This is a genomic window from Sedimentibacter sp. MB35-C1 (genome assembly GCF_030913635.1).
Lineage (GTDB): Bacteria > Bacillota > Clostridia > Tissierellales > Sedimentibacteraceae > Sedimentibacter.
In genome coordinates this window covers 513,588-533,976 of record NZ_CP133188.1, presented here as the reverse complement: position 1 = coordinate 533,976, position 20,389 = coordinate 513,588, and the positions used below count along the sequence as shown (strand labels likewise).

Annotated in this window: 21 protein-coding genes, 1 tRNA gene and 1 pseudogene; 17 read left to right on the top strand and 6 right to left on the bottom strand. The window is 34.7% G+C overall.

Annotated elements, in window-relative coordinates; all coding sequences use genetic code 11:
- Positions 1–18: 18 nt before the first annotated feature.
- The gene (locus tag RBQ61_RS02520; protein ID WP_308138963.1) at positions 19–1,407 is read left to right on the top strand and encodes an MATE family efflux transporter; all 1,389 of its coding nucleotides are present in this window, start codon (positions 19–21) and stop codon (positions 1,405–1,407) included.
- A gap of 107 nt (positions 1,408–1,514) precedes the next feature.
- Here the strand turns inward: RBQ61_RS02520 and RBQ61_RS02515 are convergent, their stop codons facing one another.
- Positions 1,515–2,753: a pyridoxal phosphate-dependent aminotransferase gene (locus RBQ61_RS02515; protein ID WP_308138962.1), complete on the bottom strand. Its 1,239-nt coding sequence runs from the start codon at positions 2,751–2,753 to the stop codon at positions 1,515–1,517.
- A gap of 179 nt (positions 2,754–2,932) precedes the next feature.
- On the opposite strand from RBQ61_RS02515, the gene RBQ61_RS02510 reads away from it, so the two are divergent.
- The 7 genes from RBQ61_RS02510 to RBQ61_RS02480 all read left to right on the top strand — a co-directional run bounded on the left by RBQ61_RS02510 (position 2,933) and on the right by RBQ61_RS02480 (position 11,330).
- Positions 2,933–3,008, top strand: a tRNA-Lys gene (locus RBQ61_RS02510).
- Between the two features lie 215 nt (positions 3,009–3,223).
- Positions 3,224–4,447 carry an ATP-binding protein gene (locus RBQ61_RS02505; RefSeq protein WP_308138961.1) on the top strand — a complete coding sequence of 408 codons (1,224 nt, stop codon included), beginning with the start codon at positions 3,224–3,226 and terminating at the stop codon, positions 4,445–4,447.
- 163 nt (positions 4,448–4,610) lie between these two features.
- On the top strand, positions 4,611–5,765 hold the full coding sequence (locus tag RBQ61_RS02500; protein ID WP_308138960.1) for a ribose-phosphate pyrophosphokinase: 1,155 nt from the start codon (positions 4,611–4,613) through the stop codon (positions 5,763–5,765).
- A gap of 233 nt (positions 5,766–5,998) precedes the next feature.
- Positions 5,999–7,030: a rod shape-determining protein gene (locus RBQ61_RS02495; protein WP_213925943.1), complete on the top strand. Its 1,032-nt coding sequence runs from the start codon at positions 5,999–6,001 to the stop codon at positions 7,028–7,030.
- A 97-nt stretch (positions 7,031–7,127) separates the two neighbouring features.
- On the top strand, positions 7,128–7,997 hold the full coding sequence (galU, locus tag RBQ61_RS02490; RefSeq protein WP_308138959.1) for a UTP--glucose-1-phosphate uridylyltransferase GalU: 870 nt from the start codon (positions 7,128–7,130) through the stop codon (positions 7,995–7,997).
- Positions 7,998–7,999: 2 nt separating this feature from the next.
- Positions 8,000–9,712: a phospho-sugar mutase gene (locus RBQ61_RS02485; protein ID WP_308138958.1), complete on the top strand. Its 1,713-nt coding sequence runs from the start codon at positions 8,000–8,002 to the stop codon at positions 9,710–9,712.
- A gap of 31 nt (positions 9,713–9,743) precedes the next feature.
- Positions 9,744–11,330: an S-layer homology domain-containing protein gene (locus RBQ61_RS02480; RefSeq protein ID WP_308138957.1), complete on the top strand. Its 1,587-nt coding sequence runs from the start codon at positions 9,744–9,746 to the stop codon at positions 11,328–11,330.
- Positions 11,331–11,378: 48 nt separating this feature from the next.
- Here the strand turns inward: RBQ61_RS02480 and RBQ61_RS02475 are convergent, their stop codons facing one another.
- Complete coding sequence (locus tag RBQ61_RS02475) at positions 11,379–12,446, bottom strand: M23 family metallopeptidase (RefSeq protein WP_308138956.1); 1,068 nt, start codon at positions 12,444–12,446, stop codon at positions 11,379–11,381.
- 230 nt (positions 12,447–12,676) lie between these two features.
- Here RBQ61_RS02475 and RBQ61_RS02470 point away from each other — a divergent pair, with 230 nt between their 5' ends.
- The 5 genes from RBQ61_RS02470 to rpsR all read left to right on the top strand — a co-directional run bounded on the left by RBQ61_RS02470 (position 12,677) and on the right by rpsR (position 14,809).
- Entirely contained in the window at positions 12,677–13,465 is a 789-nt protein-coding gene (locus RBQ61_RS02470; protein ID WP_308138955.1) for an MBL fold metallo-hydrolase, read from the top strand.
- An 8-nt stretch (positions 13,466–13,473) separates the two neighbouring features.
- Positions 13,474–13,632, top strand: a complete 159-nt coding sequence (locus RBQ61_RS02465) for a CxxH/CxxC protein (RefSeq protein ID WP_308138954.1) — start codon at positions 13,474–13,476, stop codon at positions 13,630–13,632.
- 122 nt (positions 13,633–13,754) lie between these two features.
- Positions 13,755–14,039 carry a 30S ribosomal protein S6 gene (rpsF, locus tag RBQ61_RS02460; RefSeq protein WP_308138953.1) on the top strand — a complete coding sequence of 95 codons (285 nt, stop codon included), beginning with the start codon at positions 13,755–13,757 and terminating at the stop codon, positions 14,037–14,039.
- 18 nt (positions 14,040–14,057) lie between these two features.
- Positions 14,058–14,516: a single-stranded DNA-binding protein gene (locus tag RBQ61_RS02455; protein ID WP_308138952.1), complete on the top strand. Its 459-nt coding sequence runs from the start codon at positions 14,058–14,060 to the stop codon at positions 14,514–14,516.
- Positions 14,517–14,548: 32 nt separating this feature from the next.
- Positions 14,549–14,809, top strand: a complete 261-nt coding sequence (gene rpsR, locus RBQ61_RS02450) for a 30S ribosomal protein S18 (RefSeq protein WP_213925934.1) — start codon at positions 14,549–14,551, stop codon at positions 14,807–14,809.
- 38 nt (positions 14,810–14,847) lie between these two features.
- Here rpsR and RBQ61_RS02445 read toward each other — a convergent pair whose 3' ends face one another.
- Together RBQ61_RS02445 and spoIID are read right to left on the bottom strand one after the other, a co-directional pair.
- A complete protein-coding gene (locus tag RBQ61_RS02445; protein WP_308138951.1) occupies positions 14,848–15,174 on the bottom strand; it encodes a HesB-like protein in 327 nt (108 codons plus the stop codon).
- Positions 15,175–15,287: 113 nt separating this feature from the next.
- Entirely contained in the window at positions 15,288–16,340 is a 1,053-nt protein-coding gene (spoIID, locus tag RBQ61_RS02440) for a stage II sporulation protein D (RefSeq protein WP_308138950.1), read from the bottom strand.
- A 137-nt stretch (positions 16,341–16,477) separates the two neighbouring features.
- Here spoIID and RBQ61_RS02435 point away from each other — a divergent pair, with 137 nt between their 5' ends.
- Together RBQ61_RS02435 and spoIIID are read left to right on the top strand one after the other, a co-directional pair.
- Positions 16,478–17,194, top strand: a complete 717-nt coding sequence (locus RBQ61_RS02435; RefSeq protein ID WP_308138949.1) for a M23 family metallopeptidase — start codon at positions 16,478–16,480, stop codon at positions 17,192–17,194.
- Between the two features lie 76 nt (positions 17,195–17,270).
- Positions 17,271–17,546, top strand: coding sequence for a sporulation transcriptional regulator SpoIIID (gene spoIIID / locus RBQ61_RS02430; RefSeq protein ID WP_213925930.1), 276 nt, complete (start codon positions 17,271–17,273; stop codon positions 17,544–17,546).
- 162 nt (positions 17,547–17,708) lie between these two features.
- Here the strand turns inward: spoIIID and RBQ61_RS02425 are convergent, their stop codons facing one another.
- Together RBQ61_RS02425 and RBQ61_RS02420 are read right to left on the bottom strand one after the other, a co-directional pair.
- A complete protein-coding gene (locus RBQ61_RS02425) occupies positions 17,709–18,341 on the bottom strand; it encodes a site-specific integrase (RefSeq protein WP_308138948.1) in 633 nt (210 codons plus the stop codon).
- 19 nt (positions 18,342–18,360) lie between these two features.
- On the bottom strand, positions 18,361–18,915 hold the full coding sequence (locus RBQ61_RS02420; RefSeq protein ID WP_308138947.1) for a Shedu immune nuclease family protein: 555 nt from the start codon (positions 18,913–18,915) through the stop codon (positions 18,361–18,363).
- Between the two features lie 46 nt (positions 18,916–18,961).
- On the opposite strand from RBQ61_RS02420, the pseudogene RBQ61_RS02415 reads away from it, so the two are divergent.
- A pseudogene (locus RBQ61_RS02415) lies at positions 18,962–19,546 on the top strand (S16 family serine protease); the annotation flags it as partial.
- Between the two features lie 156 nt (positions 19,547–19,702).
- Positions 19,703–20,383, top strand: coding sequence for a hypothetical protein (locus RBQ61_RS02410; RefSeq protein WP_308138946.1), 681 nt, complete (start codon positions 19,703–19,705; stop codon positions 20,381–20,383).
- Positions 20,384–20,389: the final 6 nt, after the last annotated feature.

The window sequence follows — 20,389 nt, the reverse complement described above, 5'->3', positions numbered from 1 at the left end:
CATTAAGGAGGTGGTTAATTGAACAAAGACCAAATAGAAGTTAAAAATTCATCTATGAATACAATGACCTGCGGCAGTCCGCTAAAAATAATACTTACTTTTGCATTTCCAATGCTTATAGGAAATATATTTCAACAATTATACAACATGGTAGACAGTATTGTTGTTGGCAATTATGTTGGGAAGTTGGCATTAGCGGCAGTAGGGACAGGATTTCCGATTATATTTATGATGGCTGCAATGTTTATTGGCCTTGGGCTGGGGGCTACAATTCTTATTTCTCAATATGTCGGAGCCGGTGATATGGATAACGTTCAGAGAACTGCCCAGACTATTTATACAGCAATGATTTTAGGATCTATACCTATTTCTATAATAGGGATTTTTTTGTCTGAGCCTATTTTAGTACTCATTAAAACCCCAATCGATGCTCTGCCTATGGCTAAAACATATATGATGATTATATTCAGCGGTATGATAGGAGGGTTTGGATTTAATGTTAATGCCGGAATACTGCAGGGATTTGGCGACAGTAAATCGTCACTTTTGTTTCTTTCCATAGCAACCGTAATGAACATTATCCTCGATTTGATTCTTGTAATTGTATTTGGTATGGGAGTTGCTGGTGTTGCAGTAGCAACGATCACAGCGCAAATGGCTTCTTGGATTTTTGGAATTATATATATGAAAAGAAAATATGCGGTTTTAGATTTCCCGGTTTTTAAGTTTAAATTTGATAAAGCTATATTTGGTAAAATAGTAAAGCTGGGTCTTCCGGCAGGAATACAACAGACACTTTTTTCAATAGGAATTATGAGTCTGCAATCTCTCGTAAACGGATATGGTTCTGACTTTATTGCCGGATTTAATGCTGCTAATAAAATTGATACCTTTGCATTTATGCCTATTCAGAGCTTTAGTAATGCAGTTACAACATTTACGGGGCAAAACATTGGCGCCGGACGAATGGACAGAGTTCATAAGGGTACTGTTACGGCAGTAGGATTGTCTGTCATGGTTTGTTTGGCATGTCTGGTTATTATTCCATTGGGGCCTTCATTGCTGGGAATGTTTAACTCAGATCCTGCGGTAATTGAGTCTGGGATGATATATTTGAAAAATGTTATGCCGGCAATTTCACTGTTGGCAATTGTATTTACAATTAATGCTGTAATAAGAGGCGCAGGGGAATCTATTGTTCCGATGATGGGTGCTATAATATCTCTTTGGCTTGGAAGAATTCCGGCAGCGTACTATATAGCAGATAAATATGGAAAAGAATACATGTTTTTGAGCTACGCGGTTGGATGGGCGTTTTGGCTTCTAATTTCAGGGCCATATTATTTGTCAGGTAAATGGAAAACAAAGTCGGAAGAATTGCTGGGTAAGCAAAATTATAGTAGTTAATTTGAATAAAACGGCAGGAAGATATAATTTAATTTATACCTTATATTAAAGAAAAAAATATATAACAAAGCACCGGCGCATTCCGTCGGTGCTTAAATTAGATCTGATTATTTGTATCTGTCCATTACTTCCTTTATTTTTGCGGGTGCTATTTTGCATTTATCTTCAGAAACCGCACAAACTGCAAATCTTAGTCCTTTCTTTAATGCAACAACGAACAAGTTCTCTTTTATTAATTCATCAGACAACTGTTTTGCATTGCTGCAAGGTATGCTGACAAAGAATCCATCTCGGTAAGGTAAAATTTTTAAGCCGCATTCTTCTGCGCTTTTTACAAAGGCATTTGCACGTTTTTTTAACATCGCTCTGTATTTAGCTACTTCTTCTTCATAAGCTTTTCTTTTAGCAGGGTCTTTGGCTATACTAGTCATAACAGACATTGCGCCCCTTGTTCCGTTCGACCAGTTCGCTCTGTTTGCGTGCATGCATGTGTAATAGAATTCTTTAGCTATTTCTTCATTTGAAGAAACACCGATAATTGCCCCAGATCTCATGCCATACATTGTATATCCTTTTGACATGCTGTATGCTATCAGTATAAGTATATTTTCAGGAAGATTAGAAAATTTGGCAAAAAACTTTCTTCTATCTTTGTCGGCATAGTCAATATAAGCAACATCGACCATAAATATTATTTTATTTTCCGGGTCTTTAGCTTTTTCCTTTGCGATGTCTAAAACTTCATCCCATTCTTCATCAGACAGACTGTATCCTGTAGGATTGTTAGCAGGAGTATTTAATACAGTGACAAGTCTTTTTTGCTTATCAATTAAGTTTTCAAATTTTTCTTTGAATGAAGTAATATTAAATACGCCCTTATCATTAAAGAATTCATAATTTGTAACTGTTCTGCCAAATTCTTCCGAAATTGTCACGTATGGTGACCAGAACCAGTCGCAAACAAGTATAGAATCTCCCGGTTCAGTATAATTCCAAATTGAATGCCTTACTGCTCCTGTTCCTCCAGGGGTTGCGACGGCTTTTATATAAGCTTTTGGTCGATATTCTTTAAAGCATGCATCTTGAACAGCTTCCAGAAAGTCTGCTTGCCCCGCTACCTGAGCATATGCTGCTATTGCAGCATTTGGAAGTGATTTTAATTCACTGTATACTGTATCAAGACAAATAAGATTTCCATCATCGTCAACAAGCGCTCCAAGAGTAGAATCAATAACGTTTTCTTTGCCGTACTTATCAATAGCTTCCTTTGCCTTTGCAGCAAGCCCGAATATTGCATCATTTTCCATAGGCCACACTGCATGGGAAGCAACCATATTAAATGCCATAATAACACCTCGTTTTTTCTTTAATTTTAACAAATTAAAAAAAATAAGTCAATATCAATAAAATACATAGTTGTATAATATGAAATATATAAAATAACTTATTAATTTATCGATTTTTCTAAAAAAACATTGACAAATTTAGACACAGAGGTTATTATATACAAGTTCATAAAAAAAATGATCCATTAGCTCAGCAGGCAGAGCACTTGACTTTTAATCAAGGTGTCCGGCGTTCGAATCGCCGATGGATCACCATTACAAACAACATTTGACGCTCTTCGCGACGTTGAATGTTGCTTTTTTTGTAAGTTTTATTTATAAATACTATAATTGTAAAATTGTATTCGGAGAAACTACAAAAAAATAAAAATTATTTTTTATTTCTTACATTTTTCTACAAAGTTTTGCAAAATTACATTGTATATTTACCTTATTGATTAAAAATAATTAGTGAAGGTAAAGGGGAACAAATGATTAGTAGCGAAGAGATGAGGTTAATTGTACAAGGAGATCTAGCAAAAAAAATGAATGTAGAAGGCCTTCAGGATATGCAGGAGATAGATGATATAGCAAGAAGGCAGAGCGAAAAGATGGCAGCATTGGGTCAGCTAGCTGGTGGAATTGCTCATGACTTTAATAATCAGTTAATGAGCATAATCGGGAATGCGACTATGATACAGCGAACTGATGACTTAAAAAAAGTTAAAGAATATGCAGAAAGAATAATTCACATTTCACAAAGTACGGCAAATTTGACTAAAAAAATTCTTATGTTTTCGAAAAAGGAAAGCAGCACAAACAAACCGGTTAATTTGAAAAATGTATTGGACAACACATACATGATGGTAGAATCCATATTAAACAAAAAAATAGAACTTAGTTATAAGTATGGAGCCGCAAACAAGTCAGTGTTGGGTGATGAAGCTCAAATCGAGAATTTAATTGTAAATCTTATATTAAATTCAAGGGACGCCATGAATGATTCAGTTGGCAAAATTGAAGTAGGAACTTTAGACACAGTTGTATTTTCAGAAATGGTTCTAAGTCATGGTGAAACCTTAAAGCCTGGGCAATACATAACAATTTATGTTGAAGACAATGGTTCGGGAATAGGCGAGGATGTTTTCATGAAAATATTTGAGCCGTATTATACAACAAAAGCTAAAACAAAGGGAACAGGTTTGGGACTATCCGTGGTTTTTGGGACTGTAAAATCCCATTCTGGTTTTATTAACGTAAGAAGCAAAGTAGGGTGGGGAACAAGATTTGAAATTTTCCTGCCGGTGTATAACAAAAAATATTCAGTTAATAAAACCACTAAAATTGACGTTGATAGCAATTTGATTATGCTGGTTGATGATGATGAAAATGTACTCGATGTTGAAACAGAGTTGCTTGAAGATTTGGGATATGACGTTATTAAGTTTAGCAAACCGTTGGAAGCATTGGAGTATTACAAAAGACACAGCTGCAAAATTGCTTTTTCAGTAATAGATTTATCAATGCCTATAATGTCGGGAAAACAGCTGTATGAGGAAATGAAAAAAACTAAAAATAAAACAAAGGCTTTTTTTATTACCGGTTTCGCGCAGCAATCAGATTATGAGGAATTGATAAGTAAAGGCGAAGTTATTATACATAAGCCGTTTACATACGAAGACTTGTCGGCAAATATAGCTAAAATTTACAAGTGAGATTAATTAAATCTATAGAGATACGTAAGTATATTTCTATAGATTTTTATTTTTATTAAAATATCTTAACAATATTTATTATACTTTGTTTTGACAATTATAAAATATTTGATAGAATGTAAAAGAAAATAAGAAAGTCGTTTAATTTGAACAGGAGGAAGAAATGAATATAAATGATTATACTTACAATGAACCTCAGCCGTTTGGTGAATTGTCAATAATAGCTATGAAGGGCTGCGAAGAAATTGCAGCTAAAATAGACTATTACCTAAAGGAATGGAGACAGGATAAAAATGGTGTTATATATTCAGAGGACTCTGTTCCCGTAAGAACATACCTGTTAGATGCTGTGTGCCCAAGATTTGGATCAGGTGAGGCGAAGGGTGTTCTTAATGAAACTGTAAGAGGACATGATGTATTTATAATATCTGATGTATTTAATTATGGAACAACATTCAAAATGTACGGTATGGATGTTCCAATGAGCCCGGATGATCACTATCAGGACTTAAAAAGAATTATAGCAGCCATGAATGGTAAAGAAAAAAGAATAACTGTTATAATGCCGATGCTTTATGAGGGAAGACAGCATAAGAGAGCCACGAGAGAATCACTGGACTGTGCGTTGGCATTGCAGGAACTCACATCCATGGGCGTTGAAAATATCATTTCTTTCGATATTCATGATCCGAGAGTGCAAAATGCTATTCCTCTGCATGGATTTGAGGACTTTCATCCTCATTATCAGATGATAAAAGCATTTGTAAGATCTGTTCCAGACGTGGCAATAGACAGAAATCACATGATGATTATTTCACCTGATGAGGGAGGAATGGCAAGGTGCATATACTATTCTTCCGTTATGGAACTTGATCTGGGAATGTTTTACAAGAGAAGAGATTATTCTGTTATAGTAAATGGAAAGAACCCTGTCGTAAGCCATGAATTCTTAGGGGATAATGTAGAAGGCAAGGATGTTATTGTTGTTGACGATATGATTGCATCTGGAGATTCAATGATTGATGTTGCCAAGAAGCTGAAAGAAAGAAAAGCAAAAAATGTATACGTGTTTGCTTCATTCGGATTATTTACAGAAGGTTTAGCCAAATTTGACAAGGCATACAATGATGGAACAATAACGAAAATATTTACTACAAACATGATTTACAGAAAGCCTGAACTTTTGGATAAACCATGGTATACGGAAGTTGACATGTCAAAATATATAGCCAATATTATTGATACCCTAAACTATGACGGGTCATTAAGCGAATTATTGGATCCTGTTCAGAAAATTAAAAAACTGCTTAAAAAATAAATTAGTCATTCACGTGCAGGATATGAAATTTAGAGGAATTCTGAGAATTATCCTGCACGGCTGAATGATTTTTTAATTTTCTCTTAAAATTACCGCTTTTAAGCAAAATAAATTGAAATTAATGTGGTTATATGGTATAATCTTTATCATTATAACTTATTGAGATATTTTGCATAATTTTTTAAATTGTTTTGCAAAATATAGCTAAAGAAGAAAATTTCAGGAGGATAAAAATGGGTTTCAGAATGGATATTGGAATCGACCTTGGAACTGCCAGTGTATTAGTGTATATTAAGGGCAAAGGAATAGTAATAAATGAGCCTTCTGTTGTTGCAATTGATATAAATACCAATAAAATACTTGAGGTTGGAGAGGAAGCCAGAAAAATGCTCGGACGTACTCCGGGCAATATTGTTGCCATAAGACCGCTAAGGGACGGTGTTATATCAGATTTTGACATAACAGAAAAAATGCTGAAATACTTTATAAAAAAGGCGGTTGGAAGCTCAATTATAAAACCGAGAGTTATAATATGCGTTCCCAGCGGAGTGACTGAAGTCGAAAAAAGAGCGGTGCTTGATGCAAGCATGAATGCAGGCTCTAAAAAGACATATCTTATAGAAGAACCTGTAGCAGCAGCAATAGGAGCAGGTCTTGATATAACAAAGCCGTCAGGACACATGATTATAGATATGGGAGGCGGTACAACAGATATAGCTGTTATATCGCTAGGAGGAATTGTCGTAAGCAGATCGATAAAAATTGCTGGCGACAAGTGTGATGATGCTATTGTAAGATATGTGAGAAAAAAATACAATGTAATGATTGGATTGAGAAGCGCTGAGGATATTAAAATAAATATAGGGACTGCTTTTCCGGAAGAAGAAGAGAAGTTCATGGAGGTAAGAGGAAGGAATCTTGTCACAGGACTTCCTGTTAATCTGACAATTTCTTCGGCTGATATGCTAGAAGCATTGGAAGAAACTATAACATCTATTGCTGATGCCGTACATTCAGTTCTTGAAAAGACTCCTCCTGAACTGGCGGCAGATATAAGTGAGAAAGGAATAGTTATGACCGGTGGCGGATGTCTTATACACGGCTTGGATAAACTGATTGCCAAAAGAACGGGCTTGGATGTAGCAATTGCCGAAGATGCAGTTTCATGTGTCGCAAAAGGCACGGGACAGTCCCTTGAACATATGGACGCATTGAAGGATTCATTAATAACAGACAATATAAAAACCAATTACGGGGCATCATAAGCGCAAATTAATATTAAGATTCTGGCAATTTTCAGTTGTCAGAGTCTTATTATCTTTAAACGATGAGTTTGAATAGTTAATGTTATAGAGGTTAAATATGAAAATAAAAAAAGCAGTTATACCGGCAGCAGGGCTTGGAACAAGATTTCTGCCTGCAACTAAAGCAATACCGAAGGAAATGCTGCCTATAGTAGATAAACCTACAATTCAGTACATAGTTGAAGAAGTAATTGCTTCCGGAATAGAGGATTTGTTAATAATCACCGGAAGAAATAAGGGATCTATAGAAGAACACTTCGATAGAGCTGTAGAGCTTGAATCCAATTTGGAAAAAACAAATAAAGAAGAACTTCTGGAGCAGGTCCGCAGCATTTCAAAAATGATAAACATACACACGGTCAGACAAAAAAATCCTCTTGGATTAGGCCATGCTATTTATTGTGCAAAGTCTTTTGTGGGGGATGAGCCGTTTGCCGTATTGCTCGGCGATGATGTTGTGGATGCGCAAAAACCGTGTTTAAAGCAAATGATGGAAGCATTTGAACAATATAATTCTACAATTTTAGGCGTACAGCCGGTAGAGTGGGAAAATGTTAGCAAGTATGGAATAGTTTCAGGGAACAAGGTGAATGAAAGAGTATATTCGGTTAAGGATTTAGTGGAAAAACCGAATCGCGATAATGCTCCAACAAATATTGCTATATTAGGGAGATATATTATTACTCCTAAAATATTTGATATTCTGGAGAATACTAAAAAGGGAGTAGGCGGCGAAATACAGCTTACGGATGGATTAAAGACATTGTGCAACATAGAAGACGTTTATGCATATATGTTTGAAGGCAGGCGCTATGATGTTGGAAGCAAGATTGGATTTCTTGAAGCCACAGTAGATTTTGCACTTAAAAGAGAGGATTTGGGAAAAGAATTTAAGGCTTATTTAAATAAGCTGAATATAAGGGGGTAACTATGTTCAGAGAAAAATATGATATGTGGCTTGAAAGCCCATATATTGATGATTCCTTGAAAAAAGAGCTTATAAACATTGAAAAAGATGATTCTGAAATAATGGATAGGTTTTTTAAGGAACTGGAATTCGGTACCGGAGGCATGAGGGGGAAAATAGGTGCCGGTTCAAATCGTATAAATATCGTTACAGTTGCAAGAGCAACTCAGGGCATATCGAATTACATGAAAGAGAAATATGGTGATGATACAATAAGCGTTGCCATAGCATATGACTCCAGAAATATGTCAAAGGAGTTTGCCGAGAAAACAGCAAGTGTTTTTGCAGCAAATGATATAGACGTATTTTTATTTGAAAGTCTGCGACCGACACCGGAGCTTTCTTTTGCAGTAAGACACTTTAAATGTAAAGGTGGAGTTGTAATTACTGCCAGCCATAATCCTCCCGAATACAACGGATACAAGCTTTACGACCGATTTGGAGGGCAGGTCGTTGAGGACGCAGATGCAATAATTGAAAGAATTAACAAGGTAATGCTTAAAGATATAAAATATATCGAACCTGAAGGAAATGAGAAAATTCATATTATCGGTGAAGATATTGATACAATATATATAAATAAAGTGAAAAGTCTAAGTCTCAACAATGATGTTGACAAGGATATAAAAATTGTCTATACACCTCTTCACGGAACAGGCAATAAACTTGTCAGGAGAACACTTAGTGAGCTTGGATATAATAATGTCGCTATTGTAAAAGAACAGGAGCTGCCGGATCCTCAGTTTTCTACAGTTAAGTCTCCAAATCCGGAAGATATAAAGTCATTTGAATTGGCAATAAAAAAAGCAGAGGAAACAGGAGCGGACATTATAATAGGAACTGATCCCGACTGTGACAGGGTGGGCCTTGTTGTAAAAGATGATGAAGGCAAAATGACAGCGTTGAACGGTAATCAGACCGGGGTGCTGCTTTTGAATTATTTACTTTCGTCATTGAGCGAGCAGAGACGCATTCCTGAAAATGCGGCGGTCGTTAAAACAATTGTTACAAGCGAGATAGGAAGAGACATTGCATCCAAGTATAATGCTGTTACATTTGACACATTGACAGGATTTAAATATATAGCAGAATTAATGCAGGATTTTCAGGACTCTGAGAAATACAGATTTTTATTTGGCTATGAAGAAAGCTATGGATATTTGGCGGGAACCTTTGTAAGAGATAAAGATGCGGTAATAGCATCTATGCTCATTTGTGAAATGGCTGCATATTATAAGAAAAAAGGGAAAACACTAGTAAATATTCTTAATGACATATACAATGAACACGGATTTTATATGGAAGAAACTGTTTCATTGAGTTTTACAGGAGCTTCCGGACTTTCCAAAATGAAATCAATAATGGATAATTTTAGAGAAAATAAACTTAGTTCTCTGGCAGGTAAAAATATACCGTATGTGTATGATTACAAATTGGGAACAGTCTTAAATTTTTTGGACGGAAAGACAGAAAAATTAAATTATCCAAAATCTGATGTGTTGAAATTTTCATTTGAAGATGGCTCATGGTTAGTTCTGAGACCATCTGGAACAGAGCCTAAACTAAAAGCATATTTTTCAGTTAAGGGGGAAAGCAGAAAACAATCTGCAGAAACATTGGATAAGGTAAAAAATGAAGTGTTAAACTTAATTGACCGTATACAAGTCAACAGTTAACGGTTGAAATCTGGAATGGGAGGCTGTAGATATGAAAATATTGAAAACCAAAACCCTCAAAATCTTAATGTTGATATTTATCTTTGTGTTTGCTTTTAACTATGTTGTATTTGCAAATTACAATCCTCCACGTGAGGAAATAGAAAAAATGATTAATGAAGTAGCTCTAAAACGAGGAGTGCCTTCAGTAATATTGAAATCAATAGCCAGGGTGGAATCCGTATACGAACATTTTAATCGTGACGGCAGTCCTAAAATAAGCGGAAGCAGTATAGGCCTTATGCAGGTCAGCAACAGAAATGGAGGCTATGATTCTTATAAGCTGAAATATGACATTATGTACAATATTGAAGCTGGAGCAGATGTGCTTCTTAATAAGTGGAGTATGAGCTCATATCAAAGTGTATCATGCGTAGGGAACATGGACCCCAATATACTTGAAAATTGGTACTTTGCTCTTTGGGCATATAACGGATGGGCACAAAGCAACAATCCTAACATGCTGTCCTCATATGCAAAAAAATACACATATCAGCAGTTGATTTACGATATAGCTGAAAAAGAATACGGACAGAAAATTAATAATATTGATTTTTCCTACCTGCCTCAGACAGGGAAGCCGAGCAGGTCATTAGTTGTTCCAACGCCTTCATATACCAATAGCGCAAATATTGTTTTGTATGAGGTAGGAGATTATGTAAGAACTGACGGAGTAAGGTCAAAATATCAGCTTAGGGATGTTCCGGCAGGAAAATACATTTATGAGCTGAAAGAAAATCAGCTTGGCACGATAACCGAAGGCCCGATTTTGAAAAATGGCTACTATTGGTATAAGGTATATATCGATGAAAACAGAGAAGGCTGGATTGAAAGAAACTGGTTATTGAGAACAGGAGATATTGAGCATGGAGGATATGTATTCAATGATATATCTTTCCATTGGGCAAGAAAGATTATTATGGAACTTTTCCATAAAGGGGTAATCAACGAGGCAGAATCCTTTAACCCTGATAATATAGCAACTAAAGAAGAGTTTTTAGTTTTTCTGAGCAAGGTAATTGATGATAAAGAAGAATACTTACCGGAATATAAATATACAGATGATAACAAAGAAGAAAATGATACAGGACAGCTTACCGGAAAAGACACAGACAACGAAAATAATAAAGAACAAATTGCCGGAAAAAACACAGATAATGAAAATGATAGTGATGAAATGATTTCAATTGAAGAAAATGCTTTGCCATTTGCAGATGCCGGTGAAATTCACACATGGGCTGAGGGTTATATCAAGCACGTAAATGAACTGGGTTTGCTGAAAGAGTATGAAAGTGAGCTGAATCCTATGGACCAATTAACCAGAAAGGAAGCAGCTAAGCTGATAAGAAACATATTTAACGAAAATGAAGAATTTAAGGATCTTGATATACATAGCATTTTTTCTGATTTAGGAGGTTTAAACCAGAAAGAAATTGAAGATGTCAAAACTGCTTATATTAATGGTATAATGGCAGGCAAATACTCAAACAATTTTTGCCCAGAAGAGTATTTGACTAGAGCCGAAACTGCGGCAGTAATGTTAAAGATTATTGAGAAGCTTGAAGATGCAAATAATTAGCAAAATATTGAGGAGGGATCAGTACCCTCCTGTTTTTTTGCTTTTGATTTATGGTTCTGCTGTAGTTTCAGTGTTGTAATGCAGGGTTCTTTCGGGAACATTGTGAAACCGTATATCATAAATTCTTTCACTTTCCTGTGTATCCTTATTATAAATTACTGAAGATCGGCTTCTGTTTAACAGTTTTGCGATTTTATAAACATCAATCCAAATTTCTGCCAAGGCTTCTTTTTGAGACTCATCAAATACCAGCTGCATTCCAAAATGAAGATGGGGTGTATTAATGTTATTTACATTTTCTTTTCGGCTGTAACCGGTCATGCCTAAGTAGCCGATTACATCTCCGGCATATACAATATCTCCTTCTTTTAAAGTTTTAACATAAGGATGATCTTTTCGCAAATGAGCATAATAGTAATATCTCATATTGTCAAGACTTCGAATTCCTATTCTCCATCCTCCGTACTGATTCCAGCCTAAAGCTTCAATTCTTCCGGTTTCCACAGCTACAATAGGCGTTCCTACTGAACCGACAAGGTCATTACCAAGATGAACTCTTCTGAAGCCATAACTTCTTGAGTTTCCAAAATCATCATAGTGGCTGTAACCGTATCCTGCTGCAATGGGAGAAAAAACTTTGAGACCGTATTTTTTTACCCATACTTTTTTGGAAGGGTCATTTTCATCCTTAACTTGTATTTCACAAGGTCCTACGAAATTTCCTAGCACTGCAGAATATGCCTCAAAATAATAACCATAGTGCTTTAGGTCTTTTGTTAGTTCTTCGATACTGGTGCCATTTTTTAATTTGTTAATTAGAACATCCATATCTTTTGACTTATACCTTGCAAAATCTCCTCCATACCTGGTGCCGAGGTAAGCAAGCAATTCAACCCAATTAAGTTTAACATCTTCGTCTACGCTTGCTATATCAGCTTTTAAGGCCTTATCCATTGCATTATAGGACACTCTAAAATCCACCCACTTTATAAAATCTTTATTGCTGTCTGCCGTAACTACATTAGCATTATTGGCAAAAAAAGATAAATAAAGCCCTATTATTAATATAAATGCTGAAAAAATTAATAACACTTTAAATTTAAGTCTAATAATCATAATATCCTTCTAATAAGTTTTATTTATATGACATAATTCCTACATAATAAATTTATATGATTTAACTTTGCTATGTATGATACATTAATTTTTACACTGATCAAAGGTATACTTTATTGTAACCTGCTTCGATTTTTAAAACCGATTTCAACATAATTTGTATTTGTAAAAATTAAAATAATATGATAGTATAAATTGATTCAAGTGCAGGTACATAAAGGGAGGACAAGTTGAAATTAAAATTTTGTTCATTATACAGCGGAAGCAGCGGGAACTGCCAATATATAAAAACAGATAATGCGACAATTCTAGTAGATGCAGGTTTAAGCGGAAAAAAGATACAACAGGAAATTGTTAATATAGGGGAAGACCCGAAAAAGGTTGATGCTATATTTATTACCCATGAGCACGTGGATCACATTAAAGGTGCAGGAATTATGTCTAGAAGACTGAATGTACCTATTTATGCCAATCAAGAAACTTGGGATGCAATGAAGTCGTGCCTGGGAGAAATAAAACCTGAAAATATTAAAATTCTTGAAAGACAAACTGAAATAAAAGATTTAGTTATAACACCGTTTGATATATCTCATGATGCTGCTCATCCAGTGGGATATAATATATTTCATGGTAATAAAAAAATAAGCCTTGTGACAGATACGGGATGCATAAATGATATAATAGTCAGCAGTATAACAGACTCAGATTTACTGCTTGTTGAATCAAACCATGATGAAGATATGGTTCTTATAGGTCCGTACCCATGGCCTCTCAAAAGGAGAGTGTTAGGAGAATTTGGTCATATGTCCAATGATACAGCCGGCGATTTAATTACAAAAGTTGTAAAAAGAGGAACGGAAATAATCCTTTTGGGACACTTGAGTAAGGAAAACAATTTTCCTCAGTTGGCGTATAAAACTGTGGAAAATATACTAAAGGAAAATTCAATAGAAGTAAATCCGGGAATATGTTTAGATATGACATACAGGGACAGATCAAGTAGAATTTATGAAATTTAGGAGAAAAAATGGAAGAAAAAGCAATTATATATGCATGTAGTATTCATGTGGACATGGCGATTGATGATGCCGTAAACGAGTCGGAAGCTGCTCCTGAGGTCCTAAAGGTTCAATCCGAAAAATGCAGCTATTGTAATGAAGAAGCTGAGTATCAAATAAAATTGTAAACTAATAAAAAAATATATTTTTGTAAAAAATGCTTGTATTGGAATAACCATAGTGCTATAATATATAAGCTATCCTTGCTCTTGGGAAAACAAGAGCCGAAGTCCAAAGGGAGGTGACTCAGATGAGAAAATACGAAGCAGCTTTAATCTTACTTTCTAATTTAGAAGAAGATGTAAGAAATGCAGAAATCGAAAAAGTAAAAAACATAATAACTGAAAGACAGGGAACAATTGAAAAGGTTAATGAGTGGGGTCAGAGAAGACTTGCTTATGAAATCGACAAAAAAAGAGAAGGTTACTATGTATTTATTGAATTTACTGCAGGCGCAGATGCTGTTGATGAAATAGACAGAATTTGTAAAATCAGCGAAAACGTAATTAGACAAATGATTACTGTAGAAGAATAATAAAAAAGAGGGAAGAATATGAATAGTGTTGTATTAATAGGAAGACTGGCAAGAGATCCCGAGCTGAGATTCGTACCTTCATCAGGTATGGCTATTGCTAAATTTACTTTGGCAGTAGACAAAGAAATGTCACGAGAAAAGAAACAAGAAGCGACATCTCAAGGAAAACAGACAGCGGATTTTATAGGTATAACTGTTTTTGGAAAACAAGCAGAAAACTGCGCTAACTACCTTGCAAAAGGTCGCATGTGTGCAGTCCACGGAAGAATTTCCACAGGAAGCTATACTACACAGACAGGCGAAAAAAGATATACAACCGATGTTATAGCAGATAGAGTAGAGTTTATTGGTGGAAGAGATCAATCATCACCACAGCAGGGAAAACCGGTACAGCCAGATAGCAGCTTTTTCGGTGACTTTCCAGATGAAGACAATGATATTTTCCAGCCGGTAGATGACGAAGATATCCCATTCTAAAAAACCGATATTTAGGGAAGGAGGAACATAAAGTGAGTTCAAGACAAGGAAACGATAGAAGCGAAAGAAATTACTCAAAAAGAAGACCTCGTAAAAAAGTTTGTCAATTCTGCCAAGAAAAGACTACACATATAGATTATAAGGATCTTGCTAAATTGAAAAAGTATACAACTGAAAGAGGCAAGATATTACCGAGAAGAATTACAGGTGCTTGCGCTAAGCATCAAAGAATGGTTACAAGAGCAATAAAAAGAGCAAGAACTATTGCATTGTTACCATATGTAGCAGAATAAGAATAATTTAACATAAAAAAACGGCTTAGGCCGTTTTTTTAGTGGCATTCTCCACAGCATCCTCCGCATCCTCCAGATGAAGGCTGTACTACAGGTTTAAGACCGACGCCATTTCCACCATTTTCTTCACTTGAAACTATTATAAAACCACCGTATTCTTCATTGAGAGATTTTTCAACAATAAATGAAACTTCGTGTATTTTTTCAACATCATCATTATCAGTGGCTTCATCTACATATACGTTAAAAATAGGCCCGCTGCATCCTACTCTATCCAGTCCTATCCTTATATTATAGGATTCAACATTTGCATCATCTAAAAGAGCTTTAAACTCTTTATAAGCTTGTTCATTTATAAATATCATTATAACAATCCTTTCTACATACTTTTAATATAATAATAACATATTGCAAAATTATTGTATATAAAAAGTTAATGTTACAATATGTGACTGTAACATTAACCTATAGCTCGCAACTATTTCATACTTACTATTTCTATATCAGTAAAATAGTGTTTTAATATTTCTCTGTAATCATAGCCTTTGTCGGCCATTCCTTCAGCTCCCCATTGGCTCATTCCAACTCCATGGCCGTAGCCGGTTGTAATTATTTCAAGTTCATTGCCGGATTGTATGAAGCTGAAATTTGTTGAGTTTAAATTAAAAAGAGATCTCATTTCCCTCCCGGTGACCTCAGTATTATCTATGTATATAGATTTTATTTTTCCGCCTTCGCTTATCTCTCCCAATTTAATCTTGTCGTTAAGGTTATCGCGCGAAAGATTTAAATTTCCATATATAGAGTTTAATTTGTTTATGAATTCATCCACAGATATTTTAATAGAATCATGAAGTTTTGGAGCTTCGGATTCATATGGACTTTCAACACTTCTTAGGTATGGAACTGCTGTTGAGAATACATCCTCAGAATTTTCAGTCCTTCCTCCGCTTGTTGAATGAAAAAGCGGTTCAATTATTTTCCCTTCGTAAGTTAATATTTTTCCTTCTGTAGATTCAACGGCTTCTTCAATTTTCCCCCAATATTGTTCATACCAGCCTTCTTCGTGAGATGCAATAAGATTCTCTTTAGACGTCCATACCTGGCAATGAGTGCCGGTGCATACTGGTGCACCCGGGTGATCAGGATGCCCATTAGGATATTTTTTTAATCTATACAGCAAATACGTTCTTGCCGTAACTCCTTGAGCTTTTAGCGCTTCAATATTAAATTCTGCAGGCATTTCAGAAGCAACAACACCTTTAATATACTCCTCAAAATCTATTACCATAATCTCCTGTGTCTTTAAGTTGTATACTTTAATCAGCTCAGGTTCTTTAATATTTACTTCTTTAAATTCTTCCTGATTATCATTGCTTGTTACCTCTTCATATGTGCTTGATTGCTCATTATCTACAATTTCTGCTGCACTTGGCATATTCATTTTTTGTTCTAGAAATGCAAGGCTCAAGTTGGGTATGGTCAACAGCAGTATAAATATAATAAGAGCATAAATCAGACGGTTTAACATTAAACTAACCCCCTTTATCATAAGTTTTACTATTATTTTATGAACAATCAAAAAAAATAGAACATTTTTGTATTAAATAAAAAAAATGGGACACACTATCCTCAGATAATAAAGAAGCATAAAAACAGGAGGATTAAATGAAAAAAAATAGATTTAAAAATGCAAAGATGAAAATGAAAAATTTCTTTATTAGGCTGAAACATAAGGATACAAGTTTCTTTATAATTGCTCTTTGTATTGTTCTCTTAGCAACTGCAATAGTTTGGAGATATACATCAAGTCCTGATCCTGACGGAAACAATATGGCAGGGAATAGTTCAGATAGCGAAAATATAGGAGCTAACGTTGACCCTTACAAGGACAAAGTTGAAGAAATAATAGAGGACTATGAAAATGCACAAAAAGACAATGATGAGGAAAAAGACCAGCCGGGAAATGAAAGCATAGATTTAAAAATGATGAAAACTCCATTGGCAGGGGAAGTATACAGGGAATTTTCAATGGAGGATTTAGTTTATTATGAATCTATAGGAGAATGGAGAGTACATAAGGGCGTTGACATAAAGCCCAAAGATACATTGCTAATTGAATCGGCATTTGCAGGAACGGTAGAATCTGTAAACACATCTGACCTGACAGGAACAGAAATTGTTATAGACCACGGAAACAATATTAAAACATTATATAACAATTTAGTATCAGCAAGTGTTAAGACTGGAGAACAAGTGCAACAGGGTCAGACCATAGGAAATGTAGGGAAAACAGCAAGCATTGAGGCAGCTGACGGAGCACATCTTCACTTTGAAATAATTGTTGATGGAAAAAATGTTAACCCAATGGACTATATTAATTAGTGTATAAAGGTTCTAATAGGACAAAGAAATGCATAAAAATTAAAATAAGACGGTATAATGCCAAAGGGGGTTAAACATGAAAGATTACATAGAACGCAGAGCCATGGAAATCGCGGAATATATTATAAGTACTGAATCCACTGTAAGGCAGACGGCAAAGAGATTTGGCGTCAGCAAAAGCACAGTCCATAAGGACGTTACAGAACGACTTCCCAAACTGAACCCTCCAGCTGCGAGCGAAGTAAAGAAGGTTTTGCTTAAGAACAAGTCCGAAAGACATATTCGGGGAGGTAAAGCTACTCGCTTAAAATATAAAGAAGCACATGACCATGAAAAAGTAAGCAATATGTAATTAACCACTTGATGAGAGGCACTGACTGAAATAGGTTGGTGTCTTTTTAATTTTTTTTTCAAATTGTAATAGCGTTTAAATATGGGGTGCAAAAATGTCACAAAAGAGTGTTGGGACATTTTTGGGACAAAATAATTATTTATGCCTTGAAATTATGTCCCATTAATATGTCCTAATCTTATTATCAATGAAATCCTGAAGCTGATTAACAGAATCCTTTTCCACTTTCTCTATTGAATGCAAATAGGTTTCTGAAACAGTTTCAATTGTGTCTCCAAGTCTTTTGGCTACAACTACAATGTTAACACCCGAATTGATCATCATAGTGGCCTGCAGATGCCTTAAATCATGAAAAGTAATATTATGAAACTCTATTCCTCTGGCCATTTTTAGAAATCTTCTGTAAATAGCATTACGGTCATAAATTAATTGTGTCTTCGGGTTAATAAAAAGAAATTGTTTATCTGGGTTAATATTTAGTATCTTTAACTTGTTTATATATAGCTCTAGGATTTCGCTAACAGCATCAGGCATATATACTTTTCTGATAGAGTTATCAGTTTTTGTTTTGGCTATTTCATGATTTACTTTACCATTCGTATAATGGGAAACATATTGTTTATTCACATCAATATAATTATTCTTTAGATCAATATCTGCAATGGTTAAACCTAATATTTTTCCTTGTCTCAATCCACAATATAAGGCAATAGAAAATATAACATTAAACATCTCAGGTTCGCTTTCTATAGCTTCTATAAGTTTTGGATATAAAGATTTTACAGCTAAAAGCATTATTCTATAATTGGCATAATTAAGAATGGCTTAATTGTTTAATAATATTTTCAATTCTATCCATCAAATCATAAAATGTCATTATATCAATTACATTTTTATGCTGTAGCTTAATAATTTCTAAATCAAATAATTGTTCTTCTGACAAACCTTTACTTCTTCCCATCAGTAGCATACCTTGTGGTCCTGCAATACGTATTTTAATTCCTGTTGGAAGCTCTGATTGTAGACTTCTTTGAAATTTTTGTTCTATCGATTTGCCGTCATGATTTAAACAATGTACATATTTTTCAATTTGTACAATAGCCCCTGAAAAATCTCTATCAGCTACATAATTATTTCTGTACTCAGTTTTTGTCATCAACCGCTGATTGTTAGGTTTTTTAATCTCCAAAACATCTACAAATCCACCAGAATCGATTAGGAGAAAATCAGGTTTTTTTCTATGCCGGCCATCATCACCTACAAACTGCTCACGTTTGGATAATATATATTTTGGATAAATCATGCGAACTATCTCACAAACCGTTTCTTGCCAATGCTGTTCACTATAAGCATCAGCTCTTTTAAGCATCTCTTGCATAATTTCATATGCACTCTGAAATAAGCTGAGTTGGAGCGAAGGAATCAGTAATCCTGGTCATGCATATACCGTATCAAGAGGCAAAACAGGAATGATAGGGGTTTATCGTTTAGAAACACAGGTTCTGCCAGGCAATGGATAATTTAAATGCAAAGGACTTGGTTTAGATAGATAAGCAAAAGAGGCTATTAATACGGCATTTAATTACCTAAAAGCTAATGGCTGCTCAATCAGCAACTCTATCAGTACCACAACAAAGGATTACATAATCAATTATCAGGATTTAAATGGAATCGGGATTATTAAATACTTAACACTTCCTACATTAATTGCGATTGCGTCAGCTGCATTAAATAAACCGACTTTAAGTAGTATAGCTGTTTTAGGCGATATCAGCATCAATGGAACTATTTTAAAATTAGAGGAATTAGACAGTGTGTTGCAAGTATGTCTGGATAGTGGAGCAAAGAAGGTATTAATTCCTATTACATCTGCATAAGAGATGGGAACAGTGCCGGCAGATTTAATGGGTGCTTTTAGTATTATATTTTATTCAACACCACAGGAGGCGATATTTAAAGCATTAGACGTGGAGTGGGGAGAGACAAATAACAGGATATAACAAGACTCTTATATGACTCTTATTAAAGCCAGTGCTTTTACTTTTCGTATGTGACAATGCTATTATGAACAAAAAGATCACTATATGGGTGATAGTATGTATAATAGGGATAATAATCTTTAAATCGATAGATTATATAGACATAATATGTAAAATATGGTATATTTAGAGCAAATTACGTTTGGAGGTGTTTGTATGGGCTCTTCAGTTAGAAAGACTTCTGATAAAATAAAAAAATTATTGAAGGATACAATCGACGTAAATCCATCAATAGAGTGCAAGGAAGTAATTCCTCAAATTGCATTGGAAACCCTACGTTCCAAAAAAACTAAAGGGTATTTTGCAGACAAAGATTTTGCAGTACTTGCTGGAGGCGGTTTTGCGTGCTTTAAAAAAGCCAAAGAAATAGGTATTGATAAGTTTTTACAAGAGTATAATATACAATATGAGAAACTGACGGTCATTGAGGTTCAGAAAATCATAGAATCCATCTTAGATAATATTGTAGATGAAGATGGAGAAATAGATTCAGTATTAATTTTAGCTGCTTTTAAAAGTGCTATGACAAGTATGATTTTGAATAAATTCGAAGACCCTGCAGAATTTTTGAATGTATTTTGCGAGAAATTTATTAGTATGATAATCAGAGAAGATGCAAATGAAGCCCTAATTAGCATGTTTAAAGACACCTCAGCAGAAATTTTAAATAATAATATTGAGAAATTTTCAAAAAATTATGTAAAAAAGAACTTTTCTGAAATAATAATAAAATGTAATAGTGGAGATATTCAGATAAATGAATTGATACAAAAATTACAAGATGTATTAAAAGAGTAAGGAGTA